This window comes from Bifidobacterium sp. (assembly GCF_022647885.1).
GTDB lineage: Bacteria > Actinomycetota > Actinomycetes > Actinomycetales > Bifidobacteriaceae > Bombiscardovia.
Map to the genome: position 1 here is coordinate 60,976 of NZ_JALCLM010000001.1, position 13,169 is coordinate 74,144.

Sequence of the window (13,169 nt, forward strand, 5' to 3'; positions counted from 1 at the left end):
CAGCATCTTGGGCCTCAAACCACTGTCCAGATTGGAATCGTAATGTTATCTTGTCCTGAGCACCATTGAGAGACCAGTGCAGACCTATTACCGCACATCCACTGCTGAGTAATATCCATAAATCGCTCGTCTCATGCCGCCAGAGTATACAACTGATGAGTAAGTACAGAAGTCTCATTTCCTCACTGTCGACCACTGAGAATAAACGCAGAAACAACTTTGGCGGCGTCCTCTTGAGAGCCGACTGTTCGCGGAGCATCAGCAAAAGAATGACTACTATCTCAAGCACACTCGGTGAAAGATCCATACAATGCATCGTTCAACTGCACGACCACCGACAAGCACGCCGCAATGATGAGATTCTTCTTCTCCAATGTACTCGATTTGGGTGTATCTCTTATGGCAGTGCTCATCTATTTCGCCGCACTTCCAGTTTTATATTGAATAGGCAGACATGCGTATGGTTATAGTATTGTACGTACGTACAATTTGTTATATGGGGAAGTAATACTGTCTGCATAGGAGCAAACACAGGTATAAACGACAACGCTACTGACATTTCATGTTGTTTTCCTATAATCCTGCCGCTGCTCTCGAAAGGGATGAGTACCGTGAGTGAAGCAATTTCTTGGAATGAAGGCCGCTGGACTCATAGCCCTGCAGCCTCAGAAGAATTCGGTTCATCATTACGCGTCACTGCCAACGAAGGCTCAGATGCTTGGCGAACTACCTCCTACGGATTCATCCATGACTCAGAGCACGCACTGGTCAGACCTTTTCTTACTAGCAGCGCCATGGAAATCACCTTTGCTACAAACATGTCGCAGCAATTCGACCAGGCAGGATTATTTATTCTCGCCGACAAATCGCACTGGATAAAAGCAGGATTAGAACAGTCGGATGGCGTACTTCAACTTGGCGCTGTGGTCACTGACAACCGTTCTGATTGGTCGGTTTCACCCACACCAGAGTGGAATCACCGCATCATCACCATACGAGCCAGCTGGTCCAATAATGCCATCACTCTCCGTGCAAAAGCAGATGATGAAGCGTTCCGACTAGTCAGAGTCATTCCCTTTGACGACAGAGAGGGCGTTGAGGCAGGGCCATACATATGTGCACCCACTCGTGCAGGGTTCACTATCGACTTTCTGTCATGGCGCACCACCGCTGCTGACATTTCCCTCCATGACTGAGATGCATTGGTCTAATACATAAGAACGCCGGCACATAACAGACCATCCATGCATGAGAAAAGACATATTATGCATATTTGTCACTGTGATTCTCAAGAGGACTGATAATAGATTCACATCGGACGAAGGGGTCATGGTATGAAAAGGAGAACCATCAATACTTGGCGAGCGCCACATAAATGTTCAGTGGAACCGTGCCTAAGATTGTTACCACTATCAGCACTAGCTGTTAATAATCAGCCTCATATAACTGCTCTGGCAGCTAAAGCTCTCAATCAACGAATTTTTGAGATAGTACACACCCCGCGTACAGGAAAGACAGGCACACTGGCATCAAGATACCTCATATCAGCATGGCCTTACACCGGATACATCCGGCGGAAATACCCGAGGGATGAGCATGGTATGAGATTATTGTGTGCACTCAGTCACCACCAGTGAGCGAGGATAAAACAGATGACCAGCGTATTAGCATCCCATGTGCCCTCTGACGGCGTGACGTTATCATTCATTGTCCCTGCGTACAATGTGAGTTCCTATCTGGAAAGATGCCTATCGTCTCTGATACTGCCTCAAGCAGATGATATCGAGATCATCATCGTTGATGATGGCTCCACGGATATCACCGGACTCATAGCTGACGACTTTGCGAGCAGATACCCCAAGACTGTGAAAGTGATCCACCAGACAAATCAAGGTCACGGTGGTGCAATTAATACTGGACTCAATAACGTAAGTGGTGCATACGTCAAAGTCATTGATGCCGACGACTGGGTAAATGGTGATTCCCTATCCACTGTGCTTTCGACTTTGCGACAGCAGTGCTCTAGCGACGCACCTATTGACATAGTGGTCACTAATTACGTGTATGAGAAACAACATAGACGATTCAAACATACTGTGCGTTTCGATAATGTCATGACACCAGATATGAGACTTTCTTGGGACGAGATCGGCGAATTCCGCGCACACCAATATCTCATCATGCACGCTCTGATTTTCAAAACCTCAGTGTTGAGACAGTCAGGGGTGAGCTTACCTTCGCACACTTTTTATGTCGATTTCATCTATTCGTATCAGCCACTCCCCTTCGCTTCAACCCTGCTATATCTCGATACCGATTTCTATCGATATTTCACAGGACGACATGGCCAGTCTGTGGAAACAAAAACCATGGTTTCTCGAGTAGATCAGTTGCTTCGTGTGAATCGAATCATGACACTGATTACACCGGAAGCAGACAGAATCCCGTCGGGCCTGTATCGATACATGATTCATTACCTGTCAATCAACTGCGTCGTAACTTCAACATTTCTTATCTTGTCAAAAAAGCAAGAAAACTACGTCATGGAACAACACCTGTGGAAACAACTGGAGCGACAGTCTTCCACCATAGCTGCAGACGTACGTGCATCGACATTATGCCGTCTCATCAATATCCCAGGTCAGACAGGCAGACTGGCGGTACGCTGTGGGTACAAAATTGCTGAAGCAGCAATTGGCTTTAATTAGCTCAAGCAACTACTGAGGCAGCAGAATAGTTAACACAAACCAGTGATCCTCGGTACGTACAGATATTTCACCGCCATATTGTCTGGCAACGTGCCTTATGGATTTCATGCCAAAACCATGATTCGCACCGTCTTGTTTCGTAGTCCGAAAATTACCTTCTACATCAGTTTTCAATCTCGAATCAAAATAATTCTCAATTCGGATCACCACAAAACGGTTTTTCGCATATAGTGCGAGCTTAATTAATCGACTATCACTATCAGCCAACTTCGACGTCGCCTCAATAGCATTATCCAATGCGTTTCCAAACAAGGTAGCAATATCCATAGAGGACATAGCATCCAATAACTTGCCATCCGCAACTGCCATTAATCTAATCCCACGATTGATACAGATGCTAGTTTTACTAGTCAAGATGACATCGAGTACAGGATTCCCTGAGTGCTGCTGTGCCCCATATTGTTGAACTGCTGCCTCTAATTGTTCGAAACCTTCAGCTCTTTGCTCCGGATCAACCTGCGCGCGTAAAGCGGTGATTTGATGTTTCAAATCATGTGTCATACGTCCCAGAGTTTCAATATTTGACTTAGATTGTAAATATTCTTGATGCTGACTGGTCAGCTGCGCATTTATTGAGTTTAATTCTGCACTCGCGGCGATTCTACGCGACTGCTCTTGTTGCGCATACAAAATCGCAAAACCACAAAAATCTACAAGCGTGCGTATATAAAATACTTCTTGCCCAACAGTCCCAGAAAATGGGGTGTTTGTTGACACAAAACTCAAGTTACTCATCGCAAAAGTCACTATCGTGATACCCGTTGTGGCAATAATTGTCGCGCGACTAGTAACCAACGACGATTGTTGGCTGAAGTTGCGCCTTTCTACACGCCAAGCAAGTGAAAAACATACCGCGTACGTGCCTAGCAACATGAAAACTGACCAAAAACGTCCCTCTTCATCTTGCCACCCAACTCCAAGAAAAGTCACCAATTGCCAGTGCAACGATGCAATCAACTCAGCCAGCACAAATGCGCGTGCGGTCAAGTACATCGATTCTCTTCCGCCGAGTCCACCAGCGAGATAAAGGATAGCCTGCATGCCAGCGATTGCTAACAGCATTCCCAAAATCCACAAGGCTTTCGGCATAACACCGCCAGCGTATTGAATCGCTACCATCATTGGCAATCCGATGCCTGCAACAATAATCGTGCGCTTCAACGGCTGCCGTCGATATATCACAGCCAGATACACTATGCAGGCAAGCCACTCGCTCAGGGCAGTATATATTCTAGGAATATCGGGCAGAGCATTGGTAATAGTAGTATTCATCGTGATGCAGCACCAAGAAAATCAGCCAATGCAGCGAGGAACATTTTCTTTCTTGGTCTACTCACTCGAAGGTGCTCACCGTTGGACATAATGCACTCCTGATCTTCAATGGCCTGCACATGCCGTAAATTAACGAGATAGCATGCATTAGATCGGAAGAAACCCTGTTGTGCAAGTTGAGTTTCAAGCTCCTTAAGCGTGCTGGTTATTGATAACTTACCGTCGAGAGTGTGGATAACGATGGTGTGCCTAATTGACTCAAGGAACACTACGTTGGAAAGTTCCAAACGTAATTGCTGCGCCCGAGTCTCTACCAGCATGGACTCGCCACCACGCTGCTGAATCATATCGATTGAACGTTTCATTTCTTGTTTGAAGGCAAACCAAGGGACAGGCTTCAGCAAATATGAGAGCGCTTGAACCTGATAGCCACTAATGGCATACTGCGGAGCTGCAGTGATGAAAACAATAATGACGCTTTCATCACTTTCACGAACCTCACGAGCAATTTCCATACCATTTAAGCCAGGCATCTCAATGTCTAACAGCAACACGTCATACACCGGTGAATATTGATTAATAAAGGAGGTACCAGATTCAAATACGGCAGTAGCGAATTGCACATCGCATTCTTGCGTATAACGTTTGAGATACTCAAGAACTATTGCTCTTGAGGCTGCATCATCTTCAACAACGCCTACGCGAATGCTTCTCATGTCATATCCCAACTTCTCTGAGCAGTGCGAATATTATATCCCTATCCTCATCTACCGCACCCAACCGCCACCTCAGCAATCAGTGTTTAGATTCCTTTTCACCCTCAGTCGGTGCTGTAACGGCAGCCATAATCCAAAACTTCAACAAGGGATAGCTGACGACTACTGCTAGCACAGTATTTACCACTGAGGCAAGAGTAGCTGCCAAGCCTGCATTCAGTCCCCACCCGATGCATAGCGCAGTCACATAACCAGGCAGCACCAAATTGACCACAACAACAATGACAGCAAGAACAGCGTATTTCCATGCGGCCTGAGAAAAGTTTGATGCAGATTTGAACACCCACTTTTTCTGCACAATAAAATTAACCACTTGTGCTAGTACTTCAGCCAAGAAAAAGGTAAGAAAACCACCAATACCATGTGATCCTTCTGAATCATAATTGAATATAAGAAAGCTAAAAGGCGCAGTCAGATGCAATGTTGAGACAAAAATTGCGGTGCCTACCCATGTCATCAAAAATCTGGTAATGGTGGAAATATTGGAAAGGACATTAAAGAGAATAAACTCCCAAATATTCGGATGTCTGTCAATCCAACCTCGAAGCCGCCCTGAGCTTGCACGCTCATCACTTGAGGAAGTCAAAGACGTATCTGGTTTACGTGGTTCACTCATGCGATAGCTCCTTTGCAATCTTTGAGCAAGCTGTGCGGTTACGGAAATATCCGGTCACAAATGCGGTCAGTCCACCTACTAGATGTCCGTTGGCAATTCGTACTACAGCATCGACCATTGCGGAATCAATCTGGCCACGAGTCATCTTGCACATCACTCTTGGGGGCATATTAAGTACAAACAAGGCATTGAGGTCAGGCGCTCCAGTTTTCTCTCGAGCATTTCGCTCATTCCTTTGCAAGAATTTGATTACAGCACGAACTAAGAACGAGGGAGAATCTTGCCACGATGCAATGGGATCATTAACAGTAAAGACTGTAGGAGCAGCAGCTCTGCGTACTGGCTGCCCAAATAAAGCAGCAATCTCTGCATCATTCACATCCTTGACTTGCCCCAGCAAATACGCTCCCAGTTCAGCGTTAGCTGGCGCAGGACGAACATCACCGTCAATGTCAATATCTGTCTGTAGCCCAATATCGTTACTATGCTGCGCCAGCAGTAGCTGTCTGCGTCCTGTTTCGATATGCCACTCGTGATCCTTGCAATCAAAATGTCTGAAGGTGTAACGGTCAAAATCGATACGTGCCTGAACCTGTTCATGTGCGCGCAAAGGGATTCTCACAAAACCTTTCAGCTCTCGCTTTGGGTGTAACACACCATTCTCGGCACTTTGTACATACAGTTGAGCAACGCAGGAACCATCAACATCTGAATCGTTGTGCACTGTAAAATGCACGCCTTGTTCATCCGCTGCAAAGTCAGAAAATGAGAAATGAGAATAGCTCAATCCGAAGCCAAAGGGGAAACGCACCGGAATATCAGCACTGTGATAATACCGATAACCAACGAAAGGACCTTCCTGATAGATTGCATCACGCTGAGATGATGGATACCAATCCGAAGTTGGGCAATCGGCGTATTGGATAGGCCAACTTTCCGCAAGATGTCCCGCTGGATTAACAGCGCCGCTAAGAACTTTAACTATTGCAGAAGCACTCGCTTGACCCGAGAGCCCTACATAGAGCAGCGCATCCACTTCATCAGCCCAAGGTAACTCCACAGGTGAGCCTGATACCAGGACAACAATTATCGGTTTACATACTTGTGCCAATGCTGCCAATAAATCATTTTGTGCCTGTGGAAGAGACATGGTACTACGATCAAGCCCTTCCGATTCATGACGCTCGTCAAGCCCCACAACAACCACAGCCATATCACTTGATTCAGCAGAAAGCAGATCGACTGCCTGTTGTATTAACTCTGGGCTCGATATTCCTTGACGCGTGTACCCCTGTGCATACCCCGACAATGCAATATCGGAGGATTTTGAACATTCCTCAAGGAGATTTTCTTCTACTGCTGGGTTGACCTTCGAGGAACCAGTGCCTTGGAAGCGGGGATTCTTCGCAAAGTCTCCAATAAGAGCGATTCGATTATCAGATGTCAATGGCAAGGTAGCGCTGTGCTCGTTCCTTGCTTGATTCTTCAACAGTACGAATGATCGCTCCGCAACTTTTCCTGCCAGCATATGATGCGCTTGAGCCGTATGAGTTTCAAGCTGTGTACCTTCACTACGTTGAGGAATTGTGGTACGCGCTGCAAGGCCGGCAACCTCATGTACCCGTTGGTCAAGATGCGATTCGTCCAATCTTCCTGACTGAACAGACTTCACAAGTTCGTGCACGGAAGTATAACCAGGGGAAGGCATTTCCAAAGATCCGCCAGCTCTCACGGCTGCAGTGGCAGAATTCGAACCACCCCAATCCGAGACGACCATCCCGTCAAAACCCCACTCTTGACGAAGAATATCTTGTAACAGATGCGAATTTTCGTGCGCATACACTCCATTAATCATGTTGTAGGAAGTCATTATGCTCCAGGGCGAAGCCTCCCGAACTGCTATTTCAAAAGCAGTCAAATACAGTTCACGCATGGTGCGCTCATCAACTACTGAATTTGAAGCCTGGCGACGGGTCTCTTGACTATTAACAGCGAAATGCTTCGGGCATGCTGATACTCCAACACTCTGTATGCCCCGAATAAGACCAGCACCCATACGACCTGTGACTATTGGGTCTTCAGAGAAATATTCAAAGTTCCGCCCACACAAGGGATCACGCTTGATATTGAGTCCAGGGCCCAACAACACATTGACTCCAAGCTCACGAGCTTCTTCGCCCAGCGCCTTCCCCATTTCCTCTGCAAGTTCAGGATCCCAAGAATTCGCCAAAATGCTTGCAGTAGGAAAACACGTTGCAGGGACAGATTCGCCGAGGCCCAAATGATCCCCTGAACCCAGCTGACGCCGTACACCATGAGGGCCATCGCTCATCACAAAGCTTGATATCCCTGCGCTATCATTTCCGCGAGAATCCCATTCAGAAGCACCAGAGAGTAATGCCGCCTTTTGTACAAGTGGTAAATCCTCAATCTTCATAGTTCTCCAAACCTCTTTGGTATCAACTCGACCGAAAGCCTCGCGCAGCATTGCGCACAAGCACCATGACAGCGATTCAATCAGAAAATTCAACGGCTACATGTTCATCCTCACAACCTGTCATTTTGGCGACATAAATGGTTAGCGCTCTGTGCAACAGCCAAAGCCCATCGCCTCAAACAGAAACTTTGACAATTCATGCTCAGAAATTGACAGTTTAGGCATATACCTTAACCTGAAGCAGATAATCCTGATGAACTGTAAGCAGCCCACACGGAGAGGTGCGGGATATTACGCGACAATTAACCGTAAGAGACGGTGAATGCGCACTGCTGCGCTTTGCGAAGGAATGGAGAACGGTTCGACATGTCAACAAGAAAGAATAGACGCCTCCCACTGCCAATTGCAGTGATAGCCTACATTGTCAGTGTTGCTGTGATCGTCGGATTGATTATCGGCAATCTCTATGCAAATAAGTATTCGGACCTCATCTCCGTATACTTCAATCAAAAAACATATCAAATACAAAATTCTGGTGACACCAGTGATAGCGAGTATTTTAAGAGCAGCTTCTCGACAGATGAAGAACGTGAAGCGTATCTCAAAAAAATCGGTCAACAAATATCTGCAGAAGGTGCCACACTTCTCAAGAACGACAACGGTCTGCCACTAGCAAAGAGTGCCAGAGTAAGCGTTTTTGGACAGGATTCTGTAGACTCAATTTATGGCGGTGGTGGGGCAGGTTCAATTGACCTCACTAAATCTGTATCACTTGAAGCTGGACTCAAGAATGCAGGGCTCACTCTTAACCCAACATTAAGCGATTTTTACACAAATGGAGCTGGCAAAGAGTACCGGAAAAAAACTCCTGATGTGTATGGTCAAGGTAGCTTCGAAGTCAATGAAGTACCCGTATCTGCATATACGCAACAGGTAAAAGACAGTTTTTCACAGTATGCAGATGCCGCAATTGTTGTTATAGGACGTTCCGGCGGAGAATCTAGCGATATCAGCACCACCGCAGATGCTCAGGGCAACACCTATCTTCAACTCACCAAGGATGAAAAAGATACACTGTCCTTAGCTACTAGCGAGTTCGACAAAGTCATTGTGCTGCTGAACACATCCACACCAATAGAATCAGGCTTTCTTAACGATTACCCAATTCAAGCAGCCTTGTGGATTGGATCACTCGGGCAAGAGGGTTCAAACGCTGTCGGCAAGCTGTTAACCGGAGCATCAAACCCTTCTGGATCGCTCGTCGACACTTATGCATATGACTCAAAAAGCGCGCCAAGCATAGAAAATTTCGGCTCATACTCCATTAGCAATTCGCAGGTCGAAAATGGCAACACCTATATGGTTTATGGTGAAGGCATTTACGTCGGCTATTTATATTATGAGACTCGATACGAAGATGTGGTGCTGGGCAACGATTCATCATCGTCATATGACTACACCAAAACAGTCCAATTCCCCTTTGGATATGGCGAATCCTATACAGAGTTCAAGTGGTCTGATTACACCGTCGACGAGCAGGACGACAATTTCAAGGTCTCTGTAAACGTGGAAAATAGCGGGGATACTGCTGGCAAAGATACTGTTCAAATTTATATGCAGCAGCCATACACCGCTTATGACCAAAGCAATGGTATCGAGAAACCTTCAGTACAACTTGTTGGCTATAGCAAAACGAAAAATCTGAAGGCAGGCGAATCACAAACCGTAACAGTGACTGTCCCTAAAGAACTCATGAAAAGCTATGATTCACAAGGCAAACAAACATATATCGTCGACAGTGGTGATTACTACCTCACAGCTGGGCACAACGCACATGACGCTGTGAATAATGTACTCGCCGCCAAAGGAAAAACTACTGCTGATGGTATGGATGCCAACGGCAATGCATCCTTCACCAGTAAGTACACCCAGAATGAGCAAGACGACAGCACATATAGCAAATCGCTAGCCACCGGTAATGCTATTTCCAATCAGTTTACTAATGCAGATATCAGCACTTACGACAGCACATTCAAATATCTCAGTCGTCAAGATTGGGAAGGTACTTGGCCGACAGTGTATGCCAACGGTAAGTGGAATGCACCGCAGGAATTCCTCAAAGCTCTCGAAATTTCCAGTGATGATGAAGCATCATCATCATCCGAATCCACTTCTTCTCAGGGCGACGCTAATGACACTCTTACTGTTGCCGCATTACGAGATGAAGATTTCGACAGCTCACTATGGGACACTTTGATGAATCAAGCGTCGATTGAAGACCTTGATGAGTTGGTAAGAATGGGAGGATACGCCACCAAAGAGCTTGAAAGCATCGGGCTCCCCGCTACAACCGACAAAGATGGACCTGCTGGAATCTCTGACACGCTAGTTGGCGGTGCTAGTGGACAGGGCTATGCACCAGCGATTGTTCTAGCATCTACATGGAATGATCAACTCAGTGAAGACTTTGGCAATGCAATCGGGGAAGATAGCCTTGCTCTAGGTGTCACAGGTTGGTATGCGCCGTCAATGAATATCCACCGATCTCCATATAGCGGAAGAAATTTTGAATATTATTCAGAGGATGCTTTCTTATCGGGAGGCATCGGTGCTGCCACAGTCAAAGGCGCACAGGAGAAAGGCGTATTGCCATTTGTGAAGCATTTTGCGCTCAACGACCAAGAAACCAACCGTATAGGTATATCCATTTTTGCCAATGAGCAATCAATCAGACAAGTGTATCTTGCTCCATTTGAAACAGCTGTCAGAGATGGAAAAGCTCTTGGCATGATGGCCAGCATGAACCGTATCGGCGCACTGTGGTCAGGCGCTGACGCAGGGTTAATGACGTCCACTCTCAGAGACGAATGGGGATTCCAAGGAGCAGTAGTTACCGATCAGGCATCCTTTGCTGTATTTGCCTATGAAGACAGAGCACAAGGCTTAGCAGCAGGAACAGATCTTTGGCTCAACACTGACGCTAGCCTCTGGAAGTTTGACGAATCCAATTTATCTGAGGCTCGACAGCAAAACATACGCCGAGCAGCGAAGAATATAGCTTTCGCTATTTCTCGAAGTAATGCTATGAACGGTCTCACTTCTGACGGGAAAATTGTTAGAGTTACTCCACCATGGCGAATGCTCACATACGCAGGGACTGCTCTCGTAGCTCTGATTGTTCTGGCGGGCGCGGGATACACCACTCTAAAACTTATCAAACAGCGCAAGGAGCAACCACAGCAAACTCAAGCAGCCGCTCAGTAAATGACAGTCTGTCGAGGAACGCTGTCTGCTTCCTCGACAGACTGTTTGTAACAACACTGTTTACAAACAGCGCTACTGAGATCACTACTTTCATCATGACTCGATGAGGTTGAAGCCTTAGCTTCCAGTAATCGAAACAGCAGTAGTCCTATGCATCAGTCCCCTCAAGGTTGCATTGGTGCAAGTCCTTGAGCATTTCTAGCTTGGCTACGTTTAAAAGCATTTGCAGCGAACCATACACGAGATACATCCTCGGCTCGTGCGAAATCCACGCCGAGCATCTGCTGAATCTTGATAATTCGATTCTCAATGGTGTGCCGGTGCACTCCAAGTTTTTCTGAACAGTGTTTGATGTTGAAAGAGCAGTCAACGAAGGACATCAGTGTACTCATCAAAATTGTCCCCTGACGTGTACTCTTTACCTCATCACCGAGAAGTGGATCAAAAAAGGCATTTGCGAATGCGTCCGCGATTTCTGGCGCGACAAGATCCAATTGATTAAGTGATGCAAGGCGGTCTATTCCCATAACTGGAACACTGATATCCCCCTGCGAAGCCACACTAGTTAGCTTCCCCGCATATGAAAATCCCGAAACAATAGCGCTCGCATAGCCCCCAAGCTTTTCAGACAGCAGGGCTTCATCTGCAGCTTTTGTCAGATCACTCCAGGAATGTTCAGCCGAAATCCCAATACTTTCTCTTCTCCCCTTCAACACACTGGAGAGGGTTTGCAGTACCGATTGCTCGCTATTGGCATCCATCACAATCCACAACATAGCATCATGGAAACCAAATAGAACCGGATTTGAGCTGTGCACCAAGGTTGCATCCGCACGAATCATCTCCACTCTAGAAGACAAGCTTTCATAAATCTCTCGAGCGACGAGTATGTCACTACGCGTTTCTTCATGATGTTCTACACCTGCATCGCGAATGCAACAGACCTTGATAGGTGAACGAGGAGCACCACCCCACAAATCATCACTCAGTTCTCTTGCCAGAGATGTATCTCCGTTGAACGCCTGCCGAAGAACGACCGAACGCGTATGGCTCATCCGTCGTGATTCCAACCTACTAACCGGAGCACTTACAGAAAGTATCTCAGCTGCAACGGTAACTGCAGAGCGCAATGACATATCTGACTTTTCTGACTGTTGTATCCCTGCAACTACATAGCCTAATGTTTCCACACTGTTGTATAGCACCTCGGAAATGCTGCAATCTAAGCCATCTCGCAGAAAAAACATCGTTCTGGGTCTATGGCTGGAGTCTCGTTGCATGTTTCGACGCTCAATAAACTCAAGACCAAGATCTCTAGCAACGCCTCGCGGAGCGATGTGTGAACTATCAACAACTTCCCCTGTAGGAGCTAGGAATGCAGCCCATCCACCGATACTTTCCGCTGTTTTCAAAATAACTGAATGAGTTGGGTTCTCTGAATGCGCGGCTGCAATTAAACGCCGCTGTGCTGAATACACGGTCCGCAAATCTGCATATTCGTCTTCAGCAAGCGAATGGAATACTTCTTTTTCTATCGCTTGGAAAGGAATTTCAAGCGGCACTTCGAACACAGGAAGATCGTTCTTTTCAGCAACATCAACTAATACATCAGGTACCTTACGATGTTTCACACCCGTCCCAAAACCACAAGCCAATACGCCTGCTTCACACATACCTATGATGTATTCCTCGCAGACAGATTCGAAATGCGATTGTTGTTGCCGCAAATTATCACCGCGAGCATCACTATCCCACTCCGGTAAGTTCAAACCAACAGTGAGCAGCACCTCCCCTGGCTCGGAGAAGGTTCGTGAATCCAAAATTTCACTTTGATGAATCCAAACGATGTGATGTCGTAACGCTTCTAGACTGGCGTGATTCAACAAACGCAAATGAAGACCGTTGATTTTAAGAAGCTCCCCAACTGTAATTGACATGTGAACAGTATGTTATACCTATGATTTCATGTCCATGAATTCGAATTTACATGGACATTGCATCCATTGTTTGCTCTTCGCACCTCACCTACATTGCAG

The 13,169-nt window shown here is 46.4% G+C and carries 8 protein-coding genes; 3 read left to right on the forward strand and 5 right to left on the reverse strand.

Annotated elements, in window-relative coordinates; genetic code table 11:
- Positions 1-611: 611 nt before the first annotated feature.
- Together LKI20_RS00285 and LKI20_RS00290 are read left to right on the forward strand one after the other, a co-directional pair.
- Positions 612-1,196: a DUF1349 domain-containing protein gene (locus tag LKI20_RS00285; RefSeq protein ID WP_291768232.1), complete on the forward strand. Its 585-nt coding sequence runs from the start codon at positions 612-614 to the stop codon at positions 1,194-1,196.
- 480 nt (positions 1,197-1,676) lie between these two features.
- The gene (locus LKI20_RS00290; RefSeq protein ID WP_434734923.1) at positions 1,677-2,708 is read left to right on the forward strand and encodes a glycosyltransferase family 2 protein; all 1,032 of its coding nucleotides are present in this window, start codon (positions 1,677-1,679) and stop codon (positions 2,706-2,708) included.
- A 9-nt stretch (positions 2,709-2,717) separates the two neighbouring features.
- Here the strand turns inward: LKI20_RS00290 and LKI20_RS00295 are convergent, their stop codons facing one another.
- The 4 genes from LKI20_RS00295 to LKI20_RS00310 form a co-directional block, all read right to left on the reverse strand.
- Positions 2,718-4,040, reverse strand: a complete 1,323-nt coding sequence (locus LKI20_RS00295) for a sensor histidine kinase (RefSeq protein WP_291768283.1) — start codon at positions 4,038-4,040, stop codon at positions 2,718-2,720.
- Positions 4,037-4,756, reverse strand: a complete 720-nt coding sequence (locus tag LKI20_RS00300; protein WP_291768284.1) for a LytR/AlgR family response regulator transcription factor — start codon at positions 4,754-4,756, stop codon at positions 4,037-4,039. The genes LKI20_RS00295 and LKI20_RS00300 overlap by 4 nt, the downstream gene beginning before the upstream one ends.
- A 79-nt stretch (positions 4,757-4,835) precedes the next feature.
- Positions 4,836-5,432, reverse strand: a complete 597-nt coding sequence (locus tag LKI20_RS00305; RefSeq protein WP_291768286.1) for a GtrA family protein — start codon at positions 5,430-5,432, stop codon at positions 4,836-4,838.
- Positions 5,425-7,869: a glycoside hydrolase family 3 C-terminal domain-containing protein gene (locus LKI20_RS00310; RefSeq protein WP_291773271.1), complete on the reverse strand. Its 2,445-nt coding sequence runs from the start codon at positions 7,867-7,869 to the stop codon at positions 5,425-5,427. Before LKI20_RS00310 ends, LKI20_RS00305 begins: the two co-directional genes overlap by 8 nt.
- Before the next feature lie 366 nt (positions 7,870-8,235).
- On the opposite strand from LKI20_RS00310, the gene LKI20_RS00315 reads away from it, so the two are divergent.
- Entirely contained in the window at positions 8,236-11,133 is a 2,898-nt protein-coding gene (locus LKI20_RS00315) for a glycoside hydrolase family 3 protein (protein ID WP_291768289.1), read from the forward strand.
- A 164-nt stretch (positions 11,134-11,297) separates the two neighbouring features.
- Here LKI20_RS00315 and LKI20_RS00320 read toward each other — a convergent pair whose 3' ends face one another.
- Positions 11,298-13,070 carry a PucR family transcriptional regulator gene (locus LKI20_RS00320; RefSeq protein WP_291768291.1) on the reverse strand — a complete coding sequence of 591 codons (1,773 nt, stop codon included), beginning with the start codon at positions 13,068-13,070 and terminating at the stop codon, positions 11,298-11,300.
- Positions 13,071-13,169 lie beyond the last annotated feature (99 nt).

What these genes read in the sequence shown, in the direction of transcription:
- LKI20_RS00295 (WP_291768283.1), bottom strand. Translation starts at nt 4,040, where the DNA reads ATGAATACTACTATTACCAATGCTCTGCCCGATATTCCTAGAATATAT.
- LKI20_RS00300 (WP_291768284.1), bottom strand. Translation starts at nt 4,756, where the DNA reads ATGAGAAGCATTCGCGTAGGCGTTGTTGAAGATGATGCAGCCTCAAGA.
- LKI20_RS00305 (WP_291768286.1), bottom strand. Translation starts at nt 5,432, where the DNA reads ATGAGTGAACCACGTAAACCAGATACGTCTTTGACTTCCTCAAGTGAT.
- LKI20_RS00310 (WP_291773271.1), bottom strand. Translation starts at nt 7,869, where the DNA reads ATGAAGATTGAGGATTTACCACTTGTACAAAAGGCGGCATTACTCTCT.
- LKI20_RS00315 (WP_291768289.1), top strand. Translation starts at nt 8,236, where the DNA reads ATGTCAACAAGAAAGAATAGACGCCTCCCACTGCCAATTGCAGTGATA.
- LKI20_RS00320 (WP_291768291.1), bottom strand. Translation starts at nt 13,070, where the DNA reads ATGTCAATTACAGTTGGGGAGCTTCTTAAAATCAACGGTCTTCATTTG.